The organism is Thauera humireducens (genome assembly GCF_001051995.2).
Lineage (GTDB): Bacteria > Pseudomonadota > Gammaproteobacteria > Burkholderiales > Rhodocyclaceae > Thauera > Thauera humireducens.
Genome location: NZ_CP014646.1, coordinates 130,327 through 150,446, shown reverse-complemented (window position 1 = coordinate 150,446; position 20,120 = coordinate 130,327). Strand labels below are relative to the sequence as shown.

Sequence of the window (20,120 nt, the reverse complement as noted above, 5' to 3'; positions counted from 1 at the left end):
CCTTGGTTCGGTGAGCCGTACGGGCTCAGGCAAAGTAATACGGGTGTTCGGCGCGGCGCTTGTCTTCGAACGCGCGGATCTTGTCTGCGTGGCGCAGCGTCAGGCCGATGTCGTCCCAGCCGTTGAGCAGGCATTCCTTGCGGAAGGGGTCGATGTCGAAACCGATCACCCTGCCGTCGGGGCGCGTGATGGTCTGCGCCGCCAGATCGACGACCAGGCGGTAACCTTCGCTTGCCTCGCACTGGCGGAACAGTTCGTCCACTTCCACCGCATCCAGCTTGATCGGCAGCAGGCCGTTCTTGAAGCTGTTGTTGAAGAAGATGTCGGCGAAGCTCGGCCCGATCAGCACGCGGAAACCGTAGTCCTCCAGCGCCCATGGTGCGTGCTCGCGCGAACTGCCGCAGCCGAAGTTGTCGCGCGTCAGCAGGATCTGCGCGCCCTGGTAGCGCGGCTGGTTGAGCACGAAGTCGGGGTTCAGGGGACGCGTGCTGCAATCCTGGCCAGGCTGACCAACGTCGAGATAGCGCCACTCATCGAAGGCGTTCGGACCGAAGCCGCTGCGCTTGATCGACTTCAGGAACTGCTTGGGGATGATCGCGTCGGTGTCGACGTTGGCACGGTCGAGCGGCGCGACCAGACCGTCGAGTCGGGTAAATGGCTTCATTACTTCACTGCCCTCTGGATGGCCTCGCCACCCTTTTCGATGTCCTTACCGACACCCTGGACGGTGTTGCAAGCCATGGAGACGAAGCCGGCCACCAGCGCGGCGACGACCAGTGCAAGTTTCTTCATTGCATGCTCCTCAATCTTGATCAAACCGGCGCTCAGGCCAGCGTGCGCACGTCGGCAAAATGGCCGGTCACCGCAGCCGCCGCGGCCATTGCCGGGCTCACGAGGTGGGTACGCCCCCCCGCGCCCTGACGGCCTTCGAAATTGCGGTTCGAGGTCGAGGCGCAGCGCTCGCCCGGTTCGAGGCGGTCGGCATTCATCGCCAGGCACATCGAACAGCCCGGTTCGCGCCATTCGAATCCGGCGGCAAGGAAGATCTCGTGCAAGCCCTCCTCTTCGGCCTGGCGCTTGACGAGACCCGACCCCGGCACCACCAGCACGCGCTTGACATTGGCGGCCTTGCTGCGCCCCTTGGCCACGGCCGCGGCTTCGCGCAGATCCTCGATGCGCGAGTTGGTGCACGAGCCGATGAAGACCTGGTCGACCTTGATGTCGGTGATCGGCGTGTTCGGCTCGAGTCCCATGTACTTCAGCGCGCGCTCGACGCCTTCGCGGCGCACCGGGTCCGCCACTGCGGCAGGATCGGGCACACGGCCATCGACCGTAGTGACCATCTCGGGCGATGTTCCCCAGGTGACCTGCGGCAGGATGTCTTCGGCCTTGAGTTCGACGACCTTGTCGAACTGCGCGCCTTCGTCGCTGTGAAGCGTGCGCCAGTAGGCAACCGCCTGATCCCAGGCTTCGCCCTTGGGCGAAAACGGACGATTCCTGAGGTAGGCGATGGTCGTCTCATCCACGCCGACCATGCCCGCACGCGCGCCCGCCTCGATCGCCATGTTGCAGATCGTCATGCGGCCTTCCATCGACAGCGCGCGGATGGCGCTCCCGCCGAACTCCATCGCGAAGCCGGTGCCACCGGCAGTGCCGATCTTGCCGATGATGGCGAGCACGATGTCCTTCGCGGTCACGCCCTTGCCGAGTTGCCCGTCGACCTTGATCAGCATCGTCCGGGACTTCTTCTGCAGCAGGCACTGCGTGGCCATCACGTGCTCGACCTCGGAGGTCCCGATGCCATGCGCCAGACAGCCAAAGGCGCCGTGCGTGGACGTGTGCGAATCGCCACAGACGACGGTCATGCCCGGCAGTGTCGCGCCGTTCTCGGGCCCGATCACATGGACGATGCCCTGGCGTTCGTCCTTGAACGGGAAGTAGGCGAGCGAGCCGACCTCGCGGATGTTGGCATCCAGCGTCTCGACCTGCTGACGCGACACAGGATCCTGGATACCGAGATCCCAGTGGTCGGTGGGCGTGTTGTGGTCGGCGGTGGCGACGATCGAGCTGATGCGCCACGGCTTGCGCCCGGCCAGCTTCAGCCCCTCGAAGGCCTGCGGGCTGGTGACTTCGTGCACCAGGTGACGATCGATGTAGATCAGCGCCGTGCCGTCGGCTTCTTCGTGAACGACGTGGCTCGACCAGAGCTTCTCGTACAGGGTTTGAGCTGCCATCCCGTGTAATCCGCGCAAAAAAGAAATCGATTATTTCACAAAGCAGCGAAAACTGACCAGATTGACCCGGACTGATCGATGACAGGCCGTTTCAGCGGCGGACGCCCTGATAAAGCGGCATCACGCGCGCGGCGTATTCGGTCAGATCCCGCTTGCGCGTCGAGTGCGACGGATGCGTCGATAGCCACTGCGGCGGAGCGCCTGCCGACTGCGAGGCCATCTTGTCCCACAACGTGACGGCGGCCCTGGGGTCGTAGCCCGCACGCGCGGCCAGCTCCACGCCCATGCGATCGGCCTCCATCTCGTGCTCGCGCGAATTCGGCAACTCGAACGTCACCTTGGCGACCGTGTTCATCAGGTCCTGCCCCACCTGCCCCACGCCGAGCAGCGCGCCCGCCACCGACACACCGAGCCCCGTTGCCATCGCCTTGGAGACGCGCTCGCGGGCATGCTCGCGCAGGGCGTGGGCAATCTCGTGCCCCATGACCGCCGCAATCTCGTCGTCGCTGAGCTGGAGCCGGTCGATCAGTCCGGTGTAGATCGCCATCTTGCCGCCGGCCATGCACCAGGCATTCAGTTCGTTCGACGTGAATACGTTGACCTCCCACTGCCAGGCGGGTGCATCGGGCCGGAACACGGCCGTCTGCGCCGTCAGTCGCGACACGATGCGGCGCACCCGCTGTACCGTGGCGGCGTCGCGGTTGAGCGCGTTCTTGCGGCGAGCCTCGTCGAGCATCTGCCGGTACTGCTTGTTCGACGCCTGCTCCACTTCCTGCGCCGAAACCATCATCAGCTGCGAGCGCTGCACGCCGACCGCGCCGCCCTGCGTCGTCTGCACCGTCTGGCAGGCCACGGTGATCGTGGCCGCCAGCACGGCCGGCAACACGGTTCTTGAAATCGTCCCGATCATTCCTCTCTCCTCACGAAGGGCCAGCCTCGCCGTGCGTCGACGACGGCCATCCGCGCGCCAGCCAAACGAGCCCCGCCAGCGCGAACACGGACCCCAGCGTGAAGGTCCACGCCGCACCGATCGCCTCCCACGTATAGCCGCTGAGCAGGCCGCCCAGCATGCCGCCCGCCCCGAATGACACACTGCCGTACAGGGCTTGGCCTCGCGATTGGAGTCGTCCGGGGAACCAGAGGTTCACCGCGGCAATCGCCGCGACATGATAGGCGCCGAAGGTGGCGCCGTGCAGGATCTGCGCGAACAGCAACACTGGCAGGCTGTCAGCCCCCCAGCCGATCAGCACGAAGCGCACGACTGCACAGGCAAAGGAGAACAGCAGGATCGCCCGTAGACTGAAGCGCCGCATGAGCCGCGGCATCAGCATGAAGAGGATGATCTCCGCGACCACGCCGAGGGTCCACATCCAACCGACCAGCGCCTTGTCGTAGCCATTGTCGACGAGATAGATGGAATAGAAGACGTAGAAGGCCCCATGCGCCGCCGACATCAGGAAGCACGCGCCCAGCAAGGCCCTGACCTCACGCCGGCGCAGCGTCTCGCGCAGGCTGAGCGATGCACGCTCGACATGTGCGGACACGGCCTCGGGGATCGTGAACGAGCACGCCAGGATGCCAAGCAGGATTGCGGCCGTGACCCATAACACCGCATCGATCGCAACGTGATCCAGCACCAGCCCCAATGCCAGCACCGCAACGACGAAGCCGACCGAACCCCAGACACGGATGCTGCCGTAGCGATGCGCCTCGTCGCCGAGGTGCGAGAAGGCGAGCCCTTCGATCAAGGGCAGCGCGGCACTCCAGAAGAAGGCCATCAGGGCCATCGCGGCGAAAAGGCCGCCGAACTCCGTGGTCAGGAAGAAGCCCGAGAAGCCGACCAGGCTCATCAGGGCCGAAAGCCGGACGATCGCCACGCGCATGCCGAGCCGTTCGGCCAGCCAGCCCCACAGGTTCGGCGCCAGGATGCGCATCAACTGCATCAGCGACATCAGCAGCGCGATCTCGGTCGCGCTCAGCGACGCCGCCTGCAGGTACAGCGTGAAGTACGGCGAAAAGGCGCCGACGAAGGCGAAATAGAAGAAGTAATACGCCGACAGGCGCCAGTACGGGAGCATGCGCGCCTGCGCCTCGCGCGAACCGGGAGCGACCGTCAGCGCGGCGACGGCAGGCGCTGCTGTCCCAGTGGCGCGAGCCCGGCAATGCGCGGCGTGTCGGTGCGGACGTCGCCGCACTGGGCGCGATGACGCAGCGCGTGATCGATCAGCACCAGTGCGAGCATGGACTCGGCGATCGGTGTCGCACGGATGCCGACGCAGGGATCGTGGCGACCGTGGGTGTTGACGATGACCGGGTTGCCTGCACGGTCGATGGAGCGCCGATCGAGGCGGATGCTCGAGGTCGGCTTGATCGCGATGCTGGCGATGACGTCCTGGCCGGTGGAGATGCCGCCAAGCACGCCACCCGCATTGTTCGACAGGAAGCCTTCCGGCGTCATCTCGTCACCATGCTCGGTGCCACGCTGCGCAACGGAGGCAAACCCCGCGCCGATCTCGACGCCCTTCACTGCATTGATGCCCATCATCGCGTAGGCGATGTCGGCATCCAGGCGGCCATACACCGGCTCGCCCCAGCCCACGGGCACGCCGCTGGCCACCACGTCGATGCGCGCACCGATCGAGTCGCCGGACTTGCGCAGTTCGTCCATGTAGGTCTCGAGTTGCGGCACGATATCGGCGTTGGGCGCGAAGAAGGGATTGCGATCGACCTCGTCCCACGACATGAACGGGATCTCGATCGGCCCGAGCGCCGTCATGCAGGCCCGGATCACGATACCGTAGCGCTCATGCAGCCATTTCTTCGCGATCGCACCTGCCGCCACGCGCACTGCGGTCTCGCGCGCCGAAGAACGGCCGCCGCCACGGTAGTCGCGGATGCCGTACTTCTGCCAATAGGGGTAATCGGCGTGTCCCGGGCGGAAGGTATCGGCGATGTTGCCGTAGTCCTTGCTGCGCTGGTCCTGGTTGCGAATCAGCAGTGCGATCGGCGTACCGGTGGTCACGCCCTCGAATACCCCGGACAGGATCTCGACCTCGTCGGGCTCGCGACGCTGGGTCACGTGACGGGAGGTGCCGGGCTTGCGCCGATCCAGTTCGATCTGGATGTCAGCCGCTGTCAGTGCCAGTCCCGGCGGGCAGCCATCGACGACGCAGCCGATCGCCGGGCCGTGCGACTCGCCAAAGGACGTGACGGTGAATAGGGTACCGATGGTGTTTCCGGACATGACTTTCCTGCCTGATCAGCAATGAACCCGCTGCCCCACGGGGCGCAGAGGAACAAGAGGGGGATGGGGCGCGAGTCTAGCACGCGCCCCATCCCCTTCGGCCACGGCGCACGGGGCGCCGGCCAGCGCTCAGTGGAAGAAGTCTTCCAGGCGTTCGAACACTTCGTGCTCCGCCCCATGGCGACGCACCGCGAGCACGTCCTCCAGCTTTTCAACCTGGCGGACCATCTGCTCGAGGCGCTGGTCGTCGAACACGAGCAGCCAGATGCGCGAGCGCCTGCCGTCGGAAACCGGCATGCACAGAATGCCTTCGACGTTGAAGGCGCGGCGCGCAAAAAGATTGCAGATGTGGCTCATCACCCCGGCGTGGTTATTCACATCGATCTCTAGAATGACCTTTGCGTGGCCGGCTTGCGGCAGCGGGTCGGCAACTTGTTCGATCATCATCAGCCTCCGATCATTTCGGTGTTGGCGGCACCCGGCGGCACCATGGGATAGACAAACTGCTCGCGATCGATCGTCGCGTGGATCAGGCACGGTCCGGGCGCATTCAGCGCCTCGGCCAGCGCGGCACGGGGATCGTCGGCCTTGTCGAGGTCGATGGCCGGCACGCCGAAGCCTTCGGCGATCTTCACGAAATCGGGTTCGGTGCGGTACCTGGACGCGAACTGGCGCTTGCCGTAGAACAGCGCCTGCTGCTGGTACACCAGACCCAGCGCATTGTTGTTCATGAGCACGACCTTGAGGTTGAGCCCCTCCTCGGCCAGTGTCGCAAGCTCCTGGATGTTCATCTTGAAGCTGCCGTCGCCCGAGAAGCACACCACCGTGCGCTCGGGCTCGGCCAGGGCGGCGCCGATTGCCGTCGGCAGGCCGAATCCCATCGTGCCCAGCCCGCCCGAGGTCAACCACTGGCGCGGACGGCGGAAAGGATAGGCCTGAGCGACCCACATCTGGTGCTGACCCACGTCGGTGGCAACCACCGCCTCGTCGTCGAGCGCGTCGGCGACCGCCTTGATCAGGCCGTAGTGACTGCGCGGATCGTCGCTGCCCGGGAGCTGCATCGGAAACCGCTGCTTGAGATCCGCGACCTGCGCCAGCCAGTCGGTGCGCAGCACGGCCTTGACACGGGGCAGCAGGGCCTCGAGCGCCTCCGTGACATCGGCATGAATCGCGACGTGCGCGGTCTTGATCTTGTGCAACTCGGAGCGATCAACGTCGATGTGGACGATCTTCGCGTTGGGGCAGAACTGGGCGGCCCGGCCGATGGCGCGGTCGTCGAAGCGCGCACCGACGCAGATCAGCAGGTCCGCCTCCTCGAGCACGAAGTTGGTGTAGCGGGCACCGTGCATGCCGAGCATGCCGACCGACAGCGGATGGTCCATCGGCATCGCACCCAGCGCCATCAGGGTCATCGTCGTCGGCAGCGCGCCCTGCTCTGCCAGCGTCACCGCGAGTGCGGAAGCACCGGAATGGACCACACCGCCGCCCAGATAGAGCACCGGTCGCACGGCCGAGTTGATCATCTGCGCTGCGGTATCGATGGCCGCCATGTCCAGCTGCGGCGGCGCGTCGGGCACTGCGGGCGGCGGCAGTTCGTCGACTTCGATCAGCTGGTTCTGCACATCCTTGGGCACATCGATCAGCACCGGACCCGGTCGGCCGGACATGGCGATGCGGAACGCGTCGGGCACGACCTCGAGCAACTCCTGCGCCGAGCGCACAAGGAAATTGTGCTTGGTGATCGGCACCGTGATGCCGTAGATATCCACTTCCTGGAAGGCGTCGGTCCCGATCATGGATTGCGGCACCTGGCCGGTGATGATGACCATCGGAATCGAATCGAGGCAGGCATCGGCAATCGCGGTGACGAGGTTGGTCGCCCCCGGACCGCTCGAGGCGATGCACACCTGGGGCACGCCCGACACCCGCGCCATGCCCTGCGCCATGAAGCCAGCGCCCTGCTCGTGGCGCGCCAGCACGTGCCGGATCTGCGCACTGGCCGACAGCGCGTCGTAGAACGGAAGAATCGCGCCACCGGGGATGCCGGCGATGGTACGCACGCCCTGGCGTTCGAGGAGGCGCACGATCAGTTGCGCGCCGGTGAGTTGAGTCATGATGCTCTCCTTGGTTTTGACTTCAGCGACATCACCGGCGCGGCCCCAGAATGCAAAAACCCCCGCCGGGCTTGCGCGCCGACGGGGGTTTGGAATCCTGCTGTTCGAGTGTTCTGTCCCGTTACGACGCGCGCATGCCTACGCCTACTACGCGTACAGCTACGGAAACGACGGCGAAGAAACGGGTGGAAGAACGCATGATGGCTCGAAATGAATTGCGGGAGAGATGAAAGCACGAAACTGCCGCCTACACAAGCACCCCGTGCATTCCTGATGCGATCACGCGATCACGCGTCTTGTCTCACCGGCCCCTCGCGCAACTCGCGCCGCAGGATCTTGCCCACATTGCTCTTGGGCAGTTCATCGCGGAACTCGACGCGGTGCGGCACCTTGTAGCCCGTCAGATTCTCGTGGCAATAGGCGATCAACGCCGCTTCGGTCAACGCAGGATCCTTGCGCACCACGAAGATCTTCACCGCCTCGCCACTGCGCTCGTCCGGCACGCCGACCGCAGCGACCTCGATCACGCCGGGGTGACTGGCGACCACGTCTTCGACCTCGTTGGGATAGACATTGAAGCCCGACACCAGAATCATGTCCTTCTTCCGGTCAACGATGGAGACGAAGCCCTTCTCGTCGATGACCGCGATGTCCCCCGTGCGCAGGAAGCCATCCGGCGTGAATGCCCGCGCCGAATCGTCCGGACGATTCCAGTAGCCCCGCGTCACCTGTGGGCCCTTCACGCAGAGCTCGCCGCGCTGTCCGACCGGCACCTCGTTGTCGGCATCATCACGCAGGCTGATGTCGGTTGACGAAACCGGCAAGCCGATCGAGTGGTTGAACTCGGGCAGATCGAGCGGGTTGATCGTGACGGCCGGGGACGTCTCCGTGAGCCCGTAGGCCTCGACCAGCGGAATGCCCGTCACCTTCCGCCATTTCTCGGCAACGGCCTGTTGCACCGCCATGCCACCCCCCAGCGCCACATGCAGACTCGAGAAATCGAGCTTGCCGAAATCCGGATTGTTGAGCAGCGCGTTGAACAGCGTATTGACACCGGTGATGGCGGTGAACCTGTGCTTTGACAGTTCCTTGACGAAACCGGGAATGTCGCGCGGATTGGTGATCAGCACGTTCGTCGCACCGATCTTGAAGAAGGTCAGGCAATTCGCCGTGAGCGAGAAGATGTGATAGAGCGGCAGCGCCGTGATGATCAGTTCCTCGCCTTCGCGCACGAACGGCTTGATCCAGGCATGAGCCTGCTGCAGGTTGGCGATGATGTTGCGGTGGGTGAGGATGGCGCCCTTGGCCACGCCGGTGGTGCCGCCCGTGTATTGCAGGAAGGCGATGTCCTCATGGCCGATCTCCACGGCCTGGAGACGATGGCGATCGCCGCGCGCCAGTGCCGCCGCAAAGGTGATCGCCCCATCGAGCTTCCAGGCCGGCACCATCTTCTTGATCCGCCGGACGACGAAGTTGACCAGCGCAGACTTCGGAAACCCCAGCATCTCGCCCAGGCTACTGACGACGACATGCTTGATCGGCACCCGGCCCCGCACCTGCTCGAGCGTGTGGGCGAAGTTCTCGAGGATGACGACCACGTCGGCGCCGGCGTCGCACAGCTGATGCTCGAGCTCGCGCGCCGTGTAGAGCGGATTGACGTTCACGACGGTGTAGCCGGCGCGGAGCGTGCCGAACAGGGCAACCGGATACTGCAGCACGTTGGGCATCATCAACGCCACGCGCGCACCGCGGGGAAGTTTCAGCTCACCCTGAAGATACGCGGCGAAACGACGCGACAACTCGTCGAGTTCGCCGTAGGTGATGCCCTTGCCCATGCACACGTAGGCCGTGCGCGAACCGAAGCGCGCGACCCCCTGCTCGAAAAGGTCACCGATCGACTTGAACTGATCGACGTCAATCTCAGCCGGTACGCCCTTCGGATAGCTTTGCAGCCAGATCTTTTCCACGCGGTCTCCTCCTTATGCTGGAAATTGCCGACCGGTTCGATCCCGGCCAGCCCCGCCCTCCCAAGGCGTCATGCGGAGCCGCGAGCAGCCGGCTCCACCACTGAATTCCAACGCTCGTCGCTTCCTTGTCTTGTGTGCAGAAGTCGACGTCGGCAGACGCGACGCGCCTGCCATGGAGGGATGGCGAATCCGCCACCACCTGGGGCGGTCAGCCCCGAAATCTGATCAGCGCTCTTCTTCCTCCTGTGCCGGCCAGTTACGGATGTAGTTCTTGAGCATCCGGTTCTCGAAGCTCTGCTCTTCCAGCACTGCCTTGGCGACGTCGTGAAAGCTCACGACGCCCAGCAGGGTATGGCCGTCCATCACGGGCAGGTAGCGCTGGTGATGCTCCACCATCATCCGCCGCAACTCGTCCATCTCCATATTGGGGGAAGCCACAAACGGATTCCGGATCATGACCGCTTCGACGGTGAGCGCATGCAAGTCAGCGCTGCCCTTCTGCACACCCTGCAGGACCTGACGGAAGGTCAACATGCCGACCATCTCACCGCGCGAGAAGACCACGAGCGAGCCAACATCCTGCTCGTTCATGATCTCGATTGCCTCGGCAACACTCTTGTTGGGTGCGATGGTGAATAGCACCTTGCCCTTGATGGCGAGAATCTCGCTTACCAGCATGTTGCTCTCCGTGCCTTGTTCAGTCGCTCGGACCGTGGGTTCGATGCGCCATATTAGTGCATCGCACCGGCGCCGCAAAGGCAGAACCCGGCAGTGTCAGCGCTGCAACTCACCCAGCTTGTCCTTGACCTTCGCCCAGTCCGAAGCATCGGGCAACGCATCCTTGCGCTCCACGATGGGCTTCCACTTCTTGGACAGTTCGGCGTTGAGCGCGATGAACTGATGCTGGTCCGCCGGCACGTCGTCCTCGGCGTAGATCGCCTCCACCGGGCACTCGGCCACGCACAAGGTACAGTCGATGCACTCCTCGGGGTCGATTACGAGAAAATTCGGCCCCTCGCGAAAGCAGTCCACCGGACACACATCCACACAGTCGGTGTATTTGCAGCGGATGCAGGATTCAGTCACCACGTAAGTCATTGCTCTCTCCAGCCTGTTGGGTTCGCCGCGTATCGGGGACGCGTGCGCAGGCCACAATATAGTCCAGCCCTTTGCATTTTCGCCACGATCCGCGCGAGCACGCACTGTTTCCTGCGCCAATTTGCTTGACGCAGCCGACTGCATCGCATAACTTTCGACCAAATTCTCCTGAGAAATTCACGTTTCTCTCCAAGGTGAGCGGACCCGCGTACACCTTGCCTCCCCGTCCAAGCAGTACCCGCGAGCGTGTTTGCATCGCGTCAATACCCGCCACCCCTGATGTGAGGAATCATGAGCGAGCATATCCACTATGTGACCGACGGCAACTTCGAGTCCGAAGTGCTGCAGTCCCAGACCCCTGTTCTGGTCGATTACTGGGCCGAATGGTGCGGTCCGTGCAAGATGATCGCCCCCATTCTGGATGACGTCGCCAAGGACTACGCTGGCAAACTCAAGGTTGCCAAGCTCAACATCGACGAAAACCAGGACACTCCCGCCAAGTACGGCATCCGCGGCATTCCCACGCTGATGCTGTTCAAGGGTGGCAACGTCGAGGCGACCAAAGTGGGCGCCCTTTCCAAATCTCAACTGACCGCCTTCATTGACAGCAACATCTAAGCCAGACCAAGGTCCGGCCCGTTCTCGCGGTTCTTCGCGCGCCCGTCGCCGTGGCGCGCGCAATCGCGACGGTAATCCCCCCCAGAATCCGCAGACCGAAGACGATCTGTTCGACGTCGACAATGGTGGCGAGGACGGCAACGTCACGCCCCGCAACCCCGACGTCCCCGCCCTTCACCTGTCCGAACTCAAGGCCCTGCACGTCAGCGAACTGCTGCAGATGGCCACTGAAGCCGGCGTCGAAGGCGCGAACAGGCTGCGCAAGCAGGAACTCGTCTTCGCGCTGCTCCGCAACCGTGCCCGCAGGGGCGAACCGATCTGTGGCGACGGCGCACTCGAAGTGCTGCCTGACGGATTCGGCTTCCTGCGCTCCCCGGACACCTCGTATCTCGCGGGGACGGACGACATCTACGTCTCCCCCTCGCAGATCCGGCGCTTCAACCTGCGCACCGGGGACACGATCGAAGGCGAAATCCGCACGCCCAAGGACGGCGAGCGCTATTTCGCGCTGACCAAGCTCGACAAGATCAACGGTCGACCGCCGGAAGAGTGCAAGAGCAAGATCCTGTTCGAGAACCTCACGCCCCTGCACCCGCAGGAATGCCTGAAGCTCGAGCGCGATGTCCGCGGCGAGGAAAACATCACCAGCCGCGTGATCGACATGATCGCACCGATCGGCAAGGGCCAGCGCGGCCTGCTCGTCGCCCCGCCCAAGAGCGGCAAGACGGTCATGCTGCAGCACATTGCCCACGCGATCACGGCCAATCATCCTGACGTGAAGCTGATCGTACTGCTGATCGACGAACGCCCGGAAGAAGTGACGGAAATGCTCCGCTCGGTGAAGGGCGAGGTCGTGGCGTCCACCTTCGACGAGCCGGCCACGCGTCACGTGCAGGTCGCCGAGATGGTGATCGAGAAGGCCAAGCGCCTGACCGAACACAAGTACGACGTCGTGATCCTGCTCGACTCGCTGACCCGCCTGGCGCGCGCCTACAATACGGTCGTCCCTGCCTCCGGCAAGGTACTGACCGGCGGCGTCGATGCCAACGCACTGCAGAAGCCCAAGCGCTTCTTCGGCGCGGCACGCAACATCGAGGAAGGCGGCTCGCTGACCATCATCGCCACTGCGCTGATCGACACCGGCAGCCGCATGGACGACGTGATCTACGAGGAGTTCAAGGGCACCGGCAACATGGAGCTCCACCTCGATCGCCGCATGGCCGAGAAACGCGTCTATCCGGCGATCAACGTCAACCGCTCGGGCACGCGTCGCGAGGAGTTGCTGCTCAAGCAGGACATCCTGCAAAAGGTCTGGATCCTGCGCAAGCTGCTGTACGGAATGGACGACATCGACGCGATGGAGTTCCTGCTCGACAAGATCAAGGCCACAAAGAGCAACGCCGAGTTCTTCGACGCCATGCGTTCCGGCCGCGGCTAACGCCTGGCATGCTCCGCAAGTACAAACGCCACCCAAGGGTGGCGTTTTCTTTTTCCGCAAGCCCGCATGCCCAAGCGGGCGCATGCGGCACAGGACTCAGCTGTAATCGAAGAAACCCTTGCCAGTCTTGCGACCCAGATAGCCCGCCTCCACCATCTCGACAAGGAGCGGTGCCGGACGATACTTCGGGTCCTTGAACCCGTCGAACAGCACCTGCATCACCGCCAGCTGGACATCGAGACCAATAAGGTCGCAGAGCGCGAGCGGGCCGATCGGGTGGTTGCACCCCAGCTTCATCGCCTCGTCGATCTCGGCAGCCGTCGCGAGACCTTCGCCCAGCGCGAACACGGCCTCGTTGATCATCGGGCACAACATCCTGTTCACGACGAAGCCCGGACTGTTCTTGATCTGGACCGGCGTCTTGCCAATCGCCTTGGCAACCGACTCGACTTTCGCGTAGGTCTCATCCGAGGTCTGCAGGCCGCGGATCACTTCCACCAGCGCCATCATCGGCACCGGGTTGAAGAAATGCATGCCGATCACCTGGGCAGAACGCTCGGTCGCCGCTGCAAGCTTGGTGATCGAAATCGACGAGGTATTGCTGGCGAGAATCGCGTCTGCGCGCATTACAGCGTCGAGTTGCGCGAAGATGTCGAGCTTGAGTTCGAGGTTCTCCGTCGCAGCCTCGATCACCAGATCGCAATCCGCGAGAGCCGACACCGCCGTGGCGGTCGAGATACGCGCCATCGCTGCGGCCTTCTGCTCGGCACTCATCTTTTCCTTCTTGATCAGCCGATCCAGACTTGCACCAATCGTCGCCAGGCCGCGCTGCACCTGCGGCTCGCCGATGTCCATCATCACCACGTCGAGACCCGCAACCGCGAAGGCCTGCGTAATGCCGTTACCCATCGTTCCCGCACCCACCACACCGATCTTGCTGATAGTCATCTCGAAAACTCTCCCAATCAGGTTCGCTACGCGAGCAGGAACCGAGAGATCTCGGACTCCATACCGCTGCGTATGGAGCGTGACTTTAACGGATTTGATCAGTGCGCGCCAGCGAGGCTGGCCGGGCAATAGCAGAGAAGACGGGAAGAATCGGGCGACGCTGCCGAACGCAACGCCGCCTGGGACGTGAACGCAAAAAAAGGGAGCCCATGGGCTCCCTTGATCATTTGGCGGAGTGGACGGGACTCGAACCCGCGACCCCCGGCGTGACAGGCCGGTATTCTAACCAACTGAACTACCACTCCGCACCGAACCTGCCGCCGGATATCTCCGGCACTGCAATCTGGCTACGCCAGACTGCGATGTTGGCGTCCCCACGGGGATTCGAACCCCGGTTATCGCCGTGAAAGGGCGGTGTCCTAGGCCTCTAGACGATGGGGACTGCGGTACTGCTTTAAAACCCTTGGTGGAGGTAAGCGGGATCGAACCGCTGACCTCTTGCATGCCATGCAAGCGCTCTCCCAGCTGAGCTATACCCCCACAACGAGCCGGCGATTATAGCCACCACTGACGCTTTCAGCAAGATCTTCGGCCTATGAAGATCAGACTTTGAGCATGGCCCGACTTAAAACTGGCGGAGTGGACGGGACTCGAACCCGCGACCCCCGGCGTGACAGGCCGGTATTCTAACCAACTGAACTACCACTCCGCACCAAACTGCACCGACGTTCTGCCGGCCCTGCATTCCAGCCCATCCAGGCTAAAACGCCTTGAATTGGCGTCCCCACGGGGATTCGAACCCCGGTTATCGCCGTGAAAGGGCGGTGTCCTAGGCCTCTAGACGATGGGGACTACGTACTGCAACAACCACAACTTCGATTTGGTGGAGGTAAGCGGGATCGAACCGCTGACCTCTTGCATGCCATGCAAGCGCTCTCCCAGCTGAGCTATACCCCCGTCACCGAAGAGCGCGCATTATAGGTCTGCAATTGAACCCTGTAAACACCTTTTTTAGATTTTCTCGTTCGCCCTGCCTGCCCGCACCGTCACATCGAGCACCTTACCGGGATTCATCAGGCCCTGCGGGTCCAGGGTGCGCTTGATGCTTCGCATCAACTCCATCTCAACGGCCGGCTTGTAGCGGAGGATCTCGTCCCGCTTGAGCTGTCCAAGTCCGTGCTCGGCGGAAATCGACCCACCGAGCGAGGCGACCAGATCATGCACGATCCGGTTGGCCTCACTTGTACGGCCAACGAATGCAGCGTTTGCCTCCGCCGCCTGCTTGGAGAGGTTGTAGTGCAGATTACCATCGCCGATGTGGCCAAAAGCCACGATACGGATGTCTGGCCACATTTGTGTCAGGCGCTGTCGGGCACGATCGAGAAAATCGGGAATGCGGCTCACCGGCACGGATACGTCGTGCTTGATGCTGACGCCTTCCAGGCGCTGAGCCTCGGAGATGTTCTCGCGCAACGCCCACAAGGCGGAAGCCTGGGCGAGACTGTTGGCAACGACCGCATCGCAGGCGAGCCCTTCATCGACGGCGTGGGACAACGCAGCCTCCAGAAGCGTTCTGGTGTCGGCTGACTCGGCAGGATCGGACAATTCGATCAGGACGCTCCACTCGGGCCGCCCCAGCAAGGGATCGCGACTGCCCGGAATGTGGGCAAGCACCAGATCCAGCGCCGACCGCCCGACGATCTCGAAGGCGGTGACACGATCGCCGCAGTGTCGGCGCATCAGCCCCAGCATATGCACGGCTGAAACCGGGTCTGGCACCGCCACCCAGGCGGTGGCACGTTGATGGATCGCAGGATAAAGCTTTAGCACCGCGGCCGTGATCACGCCGAGCGTGCCCTCGGCACCGATGAACAACTGCTTGAGGTCGTAACCCGTGTTGTCCTTGCGCAGGCCGCGCAGGCCATCCCACACGCGCCCGTCAGGCAACACGGCCTCGAGGCCGAGCACCAGCTCGCGGGTGTTGCCGTAGCGCAGCACCTGCACGCCGCCAGCGTTGGTCGACAGGTTACCGCCGATGGTGCAGCTACCTTCGGACGCGAGCGATAGCGGAAACAGCCGCCCCGCCTCCACTGCGGCGGTCTGCACGGCCGCGAGCGTGCAACCCGCCTCGACGACGATCGTGTTGTTATCGGCATCGATGTCGCGGATGCGGTTGAGGCGCCCCAGCGCGAGGACGATGGCCTCGCCATCAGCACCCGGCGTTGCCCCGCCACACAGCCCTGTATTGCCGCCCTGCGGGACGATGGGCACTTCGTGCCCGGCACACAGCCTGACGACCGCAGCGACCTCTCCCGTGCTTTCAGGACAGACGACGGCACGCGCTACACCGCGGTAGCGGCCGCGCCAGTCCGTCAGGTAAGGCGCCATGTCGGCAGGATCGGAAAGGACACGCTCGGCGCCGACCACTGCGATCAGGGCACGAATGAAAGGATCCACTCGGAGAACTCCAGGAAACGCACCCCCACGTGTCGCGGGTGATGACAGTCAGTCGGGATCGTGACCGAGCACGTAGCGCAGCAGCGGTCGCATGCGCATCACGGCGGCCTCTCCCTCGGCGATTGCCTCGGCCGCCCGATGGTAGTCCATCAGCCCCAGCTGACCGACCCTCGGCGAGATCATGACATCGGCGGGCTCGCCCGCGAGCCTGCTCCGCGCGATGCGCACCTGCATGATATTGATGCTCGAGCTGATGACGGAAACCAGTGACGGCAAGGCCTCGCTACTCGAGCTGGCCGGCCGCGGCACCGCCAGTTCGTCGCCGCCTGCGAACCCGAAGCGGGCGAGCAGGCGATCCGTCCAGCCGGCCTCGGTCTCCTCCGCTGGCGTCGGTTCGATGGCGGTATGGCGAAAGGCCCGCCCCACCATGTCCGAACCGAGATCGACGGCGATCACGACATCCGCGCCCATCGCGCGGCACAGCGACACCGGTACCGGATTCACCAGCCCGCCATCGACCAGCAGCCGACCATGATGCATGACAGGGGTCATCAGCCCCGGCAACGCGATCGAGGCGCGCACGGCCGCGGAAACACTGCCTTCCTGCAGCCAGATCTCGCGACCCGTCGTCAGCTCGGTGGCGACGCAGGCGAAGCGCGTATCAAGTTCGGTGAAATCGCGATCGACGAAATTGCGCTCGAAGAAACCGATGAGCCTGTCGCCCTTGATGAGCCCGCCACGCAGCGAAACATCGAGCAAGGAGACGACATCCTGCCACTTCAGGGATTCAGCCCATTGCGCGAGCTTGGCAAGATCACCCGATGCCGCGGCGGCACCGACGAAGGCACCGATCGAGCAGCCGCAGATGACCTGAGGGACCACGCCCTCGGCCGCCAGGGCCTTCAACACGCCGAGATGCGACCAGCCACGCGCAGCACCGCTGCCGAGCGCAAGCCCGATTACCGGCGCACGCCCGTGGCCGCCGGCAGGCGACGGCGATTCAGCGACGAGGCGGGCGGGCTGTCGGCTTACAACCACGGCCGGCCTCCGCACTCGGCGCCCGGAAACTCAATCGAGGCGCTCGGCGTAAAGGTCGTGAACATCGCAATCGGTGATGCGCACGCGCACGAAGTCACCGGCCTCCAGGCCCTCGCCATCGGGAATGACGACAAGGCCGTCGATCTCGGGCGCATCGCCCGGCGAGCGCGCAAGCGCCCCCTCTTCATCCACCTCGTCCACCAGCACCGTCATCTCGCGACCGATCTTGGCTTCGAGGCGCTGCGTGGAGATGTCTTCCTGGAAGTCCATCAGGCGCGCGCGACGCTCCTCGCGCACCTCATCGGGAACCGCATCCGGCAACTCGTTGGCAGCCGCTCCCTCGACCGGCGAGTAGGCGAACGCCCCCACGCGGTCAAGCTGGGCCTCCTCGAGGAAGTTCAGCAGCATCTCGAAGTCTTCTTCGGTCTCGCCGGGGAAGCCGGTAATGAAGGTCGAGCGAATGGTGAGTTCCGGACAGATGCTGCGCCACTTGCGCACGCGCTCGAGCACGTTCTCGGCGTTGGCCGGACGCTTCATCGCTTTCAGGATCTTCGGGCTGGCATGCTGGAACGGCACATCCAGGTAAGGCAGGATCTTGCCCTCGGCCATCAGCGGAATCAGGTCATCCACGCTGGGATAGGGATAGACGTAGTGCATGCGGATCCAGATGCCCAGTTCGCCCAGCGCCTTGGCCAGTTCGAGCAGACGCGTCTTGATCGGCCGGCCACCCCAGAAGCCGGTGCGGTACTTCACGTCCACGCCGTAGGCCGAGGTGTCCTGCGAGATGACGAGGATTTCCTTGACGCCGGAATCGGCCAGCGCCTCGGCCTCACGCATCACCTCGTGGATGGGCCGGCTCACCAGGTCGCCCCGCATCGACGGGATGATGCAGAAGGTGCAGCGGTGGTTGCAGCCTTCGGAAATCTTCAGGTAGGCGTAGTGCTGCGGCGTGAGCCGGATACCCTGCGGCGGTACGAGGTCGGTGAAGGGATCGTGCGGCTTGGGCAGGTGCTTGTGCACCGCATGCATCACTTCTTCAGTCGCGTGCGGACCGGTCACTGCGAGCACCTGCGGATGCGCGGCCAGGATCACGTCGTCCTTGGCACCGAGACAGCCCGTGACGATGACCTTGCCGTTCTCGTTGAGCGCCTCGCCGATCGCATCGAGCGACTCCTCGACCGCGGCGTCGATGAACCCACAGGTATTGACGACCACCAGGTCGGCATCGTCGTACGAACCCGTGATGCTGTAGCCCTCGGCCCGCAGCCGGGTCAGGATATGCTCCGAATCGACCGTCGCCTTCGGGCAACCGAGGGATACGAAGCCGACGCGCGGCAGGTCCGGTGTCTTGAAAGTGGTCATGCTTGAAGGCCTGTCGGGGTCGGCGCGGCCGCCGTCCACGGCGGCCGTCGGGAAGCTTATTTGCGTACGCCGCTCTTGTCGGCGGCGGCGCCCAGTGATGCGGACGGGTCTTCGCCCGGTGCACCGTAATTCGGAAACTTGAAGCCGGTGAACATGTTGCGCGTCTGGCTTTCGAGCTGTTGCTGCATCTGCTCGAACATCTTCTTCGACTGGTCGACGTAGGCACCCATCATGCTCTGCAGTGCGGGCCCCTGGAAATTGAGGAACTGCGCCCAGAGGTCCTGTCCGACCGGACTGTTCTCGCCATAAATGGCGCGAGCCTGGTCCTGCAGCTTGCCCTGCATCTCGGTGAACGCCTTGATGTTGCTCTCGAGATACTTGCCCATCATGCCCTGCATCGCATTGCCGTAGAAGCGGATCATGTGCGCGAGCAGGTCGCTGGTAAACATCGGCGCCCCGCCAGCCTCTTCCTCGAGGATGATCTGCAGCAGGATGCTGCGGGTCAGGTCCTCGCCGGTCTTGGCGTCGACCACCTGGAACTCCTCGTTGTTGAGTACGAGTTCCTTGACGTCCGCGAGCGTGATGTACGAACTGGTGCGCGTATCGTACAGGCGGCGGTTCGGATACTTCTTGATCAGGCGCGACTGCTCAGACATTTCCCCATCTCCTCTGCGGCGGTCATTCCGCTCTTCAATTTCAAATCGAATTATATCGCGCTGCGAAAAGGAAACCCCGCCAATCGACGGGGTTTCGTGATTTCGAACATGGCACAGTGCAACATCAGCACATGTGCAGGCCACCATTGATGTTGATGGTGGCGCCGGTGATGTAGGCGGCCTTGTCGGACGCAAGGTAGGCGCACAGGTCGCCGATCTCGTCCGGACGACCCAGACGCTTCATCGGGACGGTGTCGATGATGCCCTGGCGGATGTCCTCGCGAATCGCCATGACCATTTCGGTGCCGATGTAGCCCGGGGCCACGGCGTTCACGGTCACGCCCTTGGTCGCCAGCTCGGCGGCGAGTGCCTTGGTGAAGCCAAGCACGCCGGCCTTTGCGGTCGAGTAGTTGGTCTGACCTGCCTGGCCCTTCACGCCATTCACCGACGAGATGTTGATGATGCGGCCCCAGCCACGCTCGGCCATCTTGGCCGACACATGATGGGTAACGTTGAACAGGCTGTTCAGGTTGGTGTTGATGACGGCGTCCCACTGGCCCTTCTCCATCTTGGGGAAGAACTTGTCACGCGTGATGCCGGCGTTGTTGATCAGCACGTCGATCGGGCCGACTTCGGCCTCGACCTTGGCGACCATCGCTGCGCAGGATTCGTAGTTTGAGACGTCACCTTCGGCGACGGCGAAATCGAAGCCGAGGTCGCGTTGGGCGGCGAGCCAGGCGTCCTTCTGCTCGAAGCCCGGCAGACAGTTGGCCACGACCTTCATGCCGTCCTTGGCCAGCGATTGGCAGATTGCGGTGCCGAGACCACCCATGGCGCCCGTAACGAGAGCGATTTTCTGCGACATCTTGAATTCCTTCTGGAGCAATTTTCGATACCGAGCGTCCATCACGAAACTGTGCCCGGATGGGGCTTTCGGCGCATTTTG

At 63.6% G+C, this 20,120-nt stretch carries 19 protein-coding genes and 6 tRNA genes; 2 read left to right on the top strand and 23 right to left on the bottom strand.

Going from position 1 to position 20,120, the window contains the following annotated elements; genetic code table 11:
- Window positions 1–25: 25 nt before the first annotated feature.
- The 11 genes from leuD to fdxA form a co-directional block, all read right to left on the bottom strand.
- Window positions 26–664, bottom strand: coding sequence for a 3-isopropylmalate dehydratase small subunit (gene leuD, locus AC731_RS00715; RefSeq protein WP_004259434.1), 639 nt, complete (start codon window positions 662–664; stop codon window positions 26–28).
- Window positions 664–792, bottom strand: coding sequence for an entericidin A/B family lipoprotein (locus tag AC731_RS00710; RefSeq protein WP_004259431.1), 129 nt, complete (start codon window positions 790–792; stop codon window positions 664–666). Before AC731_RS00710 ends, leuD begins: the two co-directional genes overlap by 1 nt.
- Before the next feature lie 32 nt (window positions 793–824).
- Window positions 825–2,234 carry a 3-isopropylmalate dehydratase large subunit gene (gene leuC, locus AC731_RS00705; protein WP_004259427.1) on the bottom strand — a complete coding sequence of 470 codons (1,410 nt, stop codon included), beginning with the start codon at window positions 2,232–2,234 and terminating at the stop codon, window positions 825–827.
- Window positions 2,235–2,325: 91 nt separating this feature from the next.
- On the bottom strand, window positions 2,326–3,144 hold the full coding sequence (locus tag AC731_RS00700) for a M48 family metallopeptidase (protein ID WP_004259421.1): 819 nt from the start codon (window positions 3,142–3,144) through the stop codon (window positions 2,326–2,328).
- A 10-nt stretch (window positions 3,145–3,154) separates the two neighbouring features.
- Window positions 3,155–4,312: an MFS transporter gene (locus tag AC731_RS00695; RefSeq protein WP_048708665.1), complete on the bottom strand. Its 1,158-nt coding sequence runs from the start codon at window positions 4,310–4,312 to the stop codon at window positions 3,155–3,157.
- Between the two features lie 35 nt (window positions 4,313–4,347).
- Window positions 4,348–5,478, bottom strand: a complete 1,131-nt coding sequence (aroC, locus tag AC731_RS00690; protein ID WP_004259414.1) for a chorismate synthase — start codon at window positions 5,476–5,478, stop codon at window positions 4,348–4,350.
- A 129-nt stretch (window positions 5,479–5,607) separates the two neighbouring features.
- Complete coding sequence (ilvN, locus tag AC731_RS00685; RefSeq protein ID WP_004259410.1) at window positions 5,608–5,925, bottom strand: acetolactate synthase small subunit; 318 nt, start codon at window positions 5,923–5,925, stop codon at window positions 5,608–5,610.
- Window positions 5,925–7,592, bottom strand: a complete 1,668-nt coding sequence (gene ilvB, locus AC731_RS00680) for an acetolactate synthase large subunit (RefSeq protein ID WP_004259406.1) — start codon at window positions 7,590–7,592, stop codon at window positions 5,925–5,927. Before ilvB ends, ilvN begins: the two co-directional genes overlap by 1 nt.
- Window positions 7,593–7,879: 287 nt before the next feature.
- On the bottom strand, window positions 7,880–9,559 hold the full coding sequence (locus AC731_RS00675; protein WP_048708663.1) for a long-chain-fatty-acid--CoA ligase: 1,680 nt from the start codon (window positions 9,557–9,559) through the stop codon (window positions 7,880–7,882).
- 225 nt (window positions 9,560–9,784) lie between these two features.
- Complete coding sequence (locus AC731_RS00670; RefSeq protein ID WP_004259396.1) at window positions 9,785–10,237, bottom strand: CBS domain-containing protein; 453 nt, start codon at window positions 10,235–10,237, stop codon at window positions 9,785–9,787.
- A 96-nt stretch (window positions 10,238–10,333) separates the two neighbouring features.
- Window positions 10,334–10,657 carry a ferredoxin FdxA gene (gene fdxA, locus AC731_RS00665; protein WP_004259390.1) on the bottom strand — a complete coding sequence of 108 codons (324 nt, stop codon included), beginning with the start codon at window positions 10,655–10,657 and terminating at the stop codon, window positions 10,334–10,336.
- Window positions 10,658–10,948: 291 nt separating this feature from the next.
- Here fdxA and trxA point away from each other — a divergent pair, with 291 nt between their 5' ends.
- Both trxA and rho read left to right on the top strand, forming a co-directional pair.
- Window positions 10,949–11,275 (top strand): thioredoxin TrxA, encoded by a 327-nt coding sequence (gene trxA / locus AC731_RS00660; protein WP_004259385.1) that lies wholly within the window; start codon window positions 10,949–10,951, stop codon window positions 11,273–11,275.
- Window positions 11,276–11,495: 220 nt separating this feature from the next.
- Complete coding sequence (rho, locus tag AC731_RS00655; RefSeq protein ID WP_048710424.1) at window positions 11,496–12,713, top strand: transcription termination factor Rho; 1,218 nt, start codon at window positions 11,496–11,498, stop codon at window positions 12,711–12,713.
- A gap of 96 nt (window positions 12,714–12,809) precedes the next feature.
- Here rho and AC731_RS00650 read toward each other — a convergent pair whose 3' ends face one another.
- The 12 genes from AC731_RS00650 to phbB all read right to left on the bottom strand — a co-directional run bounded on the left by AC731_RS00650 (window position 12,810) and on the right by phbB (window position 20,039).
- Window positions 12,810–13,661 carry a 3-hydroxybutyryl-CoA dehydrogenase gene (locus AC731_RS00650; RefSeq protein ID WP_004259377.1) on the bottom strand — a complete coding sequence of 284 codons (852 nt, stop codon included), beginning with the start codon at window positions 13,659–13,661 and terminating at the stop codon, window positions 12,810–12,812.
- A 228-nt stretch (window positions 13,662–13,889) separates the two neighbouring features.
- Window positions 13,890–13,966, bottom strand: a tRNA-Asp gene (locus AC731_RS00645).
- Window positions 13,967–14,027: 61 nt separating this feature from the next.
- Window positions 14,028–14,103, bottom strand: a tRNA-Glu gene (locus tag AC731_RS00640).
- A gap of 22 nt (window positions 14,104–14,125) precedes the next feature.
- Window positions 14,126–14,201: transfer RNA gene (locus AC731_RS00635), tRNA-Ala, on the bottom strand.
- A gap of 92 nt (window positions 14,202–14,293) precedes the next feature.
- Window positions 14,294–14,370, bottom strand: a tRNA-Asp gene (locus tag AC731_RS00630).
- A 67-nt stretch (window positions 14,371–14,437) separates the two neighbouring features.
- A tRNA-Glu gene (locus AC731_RS00625) sits at window positions 14,438–14,513 on the bottom strand.
- 29 nt (window positions 14,514–14,542) lie between these two features.
- Window positions 14,543–14,618, bottom strand: a tRNA-Ala gene (locus tag AC731_RS00620).
- 54 nt (window positions 14,619–14,672) lie between these two features.
- Window positions 14,673–16,118 carry an FAD-binding oxidoreductase gene (locus tag AC731_RS00615; RefSeq protein WP_048708661.1) on the bottom strand — a complete coding sequence of 482 codons (1,446 nt, stop codon included), beginning with the start codon at window positions 16,116–16,118 and terminating at the stop codon, window positions 14,673–14,675.
- Between the two features lie 48 nt (window positions 16,119–16,166).
- On the bottom strand, window positions 16,167–17,156 hold the full coding sequence (gene rssA, locus AC731_RS00610) for a patatin-like phospholipase RssA (protein WP_048708659.1): 990 nt from the start codon (window positions 17,154–17,156) through the stop codon (window positions 16,167–16,169).
- Window positions 17,157–17,186: 30 nt separating this feature from the next.
- The gene (rimO, locus tag AC731_RS00605) at window positions 17,187–18,518 is read right to left on the bottom strand and encodes a 30S ribosomal protein S12 methylthiotransferase RimO (protein WP_004259364.1); all 1,332 of its coding nucleotides are present in this window, start codon (window positions 18,516–18,518) and stop codon (window positions 17,187–17,189) included.
- A 56-nt stretch (window positions 18,519–18,574) separates the two neighbouring features.
- A complete protein-coding gene (gene phaR / locus AC731_RS00600; protein ID WP_048708657.1) occupies window positions 18,575–19,174 on the bottom strand; it encodes a polyhydroxyalkanoate synthesis repressor PhaR in 600 nt (199 codons plus the stop codon).
- Window positions 19,175–19,298: 124 nt separating this feature from the next.
- Window positions 19,299–20,039, bottom strand: coding sequence for a beta-ketoacyl-ACP reductase (gene phbB, locus AC731_RS00595; protein WP_004259359.1), 741 nt, complete (start codon window positions 20,037–20,039; stop codon window positions 19,299–19,301).
- Window positions 20,040–20,120 lie beyond the last annotated feature (81 nt).

Excerpts from the sequence above, each read along its gene's own strand:
- leuC (WP_004259427.1), bottom strand. The coding sequence starts at position 2,234 with ATGGCAGCTCAAACCCTGTACGAGAAGCTCTGGTCGAGCCACGTCGTT.
- ilvN (WP_004259410.1), bottom strand. The coding sequence starts at position 5,925 with ATGATGATCGAACAAGTTGCCGACCCGCTGCCGCAAGCCGGCCACGCA.
- AC731_RS00650 (WP_004259377.1), bottom strand. The coding sequence starts at position 13,661 with ATGACTATCAGCAAGATCGGTGTGGTGGGTGCGGGAACGATGGGTAAC.
- AC731_RS00670 (WP_004259396.1), bottom strand. The coding sequence starts at position 10,237 with ATGCTGGTAAGCGAGATTCTCGCCATCAAGGGCAAGGTGCTATTCACC.
- AC731_RS00700 (WP_004259421.1), bottom strand. The coding sequence starts at position 3,144 with ATGATCGGGACGATTTCAAGAACCGTGTTGCCGGCCGTGCTGGCGGCC.
- trxA (WP_004259385.1), top strand. The coding sequence starts at position 10,949 with ATGAGCGAGCATATCCACTATGTGACCGACGGCAACTTCGAGTCCGAA.
- ilvB (WP_004259406.1), bottom strand. The coding sequence starts at position 7,592 with ATGACTCAACTCACCGGCGCGCAACTGATCGTGCGCCTCCTCGAACGC.
- fdxA (WP_004259390.1), bottom strand. The coding sequence starts at position 10,657 with ATGACTTACGTGGTGACTGAATCCTGCATCCGCTGCAAATACACCGAC.
- leuD (WP_004259434.1), bottom strand. The coding sequence starts at position 664 with ATGAAGCCATTTACCCGACTCGACGGTCTGGTCGCGCCGCTCGACCGT.
- rimO (WP_004259364.1), bottom strand. The coding sequence starts at position 18,518 with ATGACCACTTTCAAGACACCGGACCTGCCGCGCGTCGGCTTCGTATCC.
- AC731_RS00695 (WP_048708665.1), bottom strand. The coding sequence starts at position 4,312 with ATGCTCCCGTACTGGCGCCTGTCGGCGTATTACTTCTTCTATTTCGCC.
- rho (WP_048710424.1), top strand. The coding sequence starts at position 11,496 with ATGGCCACTGAAGCCGGCGTCGAAGGCGCGAACAGGCTGCGCAAGCAG.
- aroC (WP_004259414.1), bottom strand. The coding sequence starts at position 5,478 with ATGTCCGGAAACACCATCGGTACCCTATTCACCGTCACGTCCTTTGGC.
- phaR (WP_048708657.1), bottom strand. The coding sequence starts at position 19,174 with ATGTCTGAGCAGTCGCGCCTGATCAAGAAGTATCCGAACCGCCGCCTG.
- phbB (WP_004259359.1), bottom strand. The coding sequence starts at position 20,039 with ATGTCGCAGAAAATCGCTCTCGTTACGGGCGCCATGGGTGGTCTCGGC.
- AC731_RS00710 (WP_004259431.1), bottom strand. The coding sequence starts at position 792 with ATGAAGAAACTTGCACTGGTCGTCGCCGCGCTGGTGGCCGGCTTCGTC.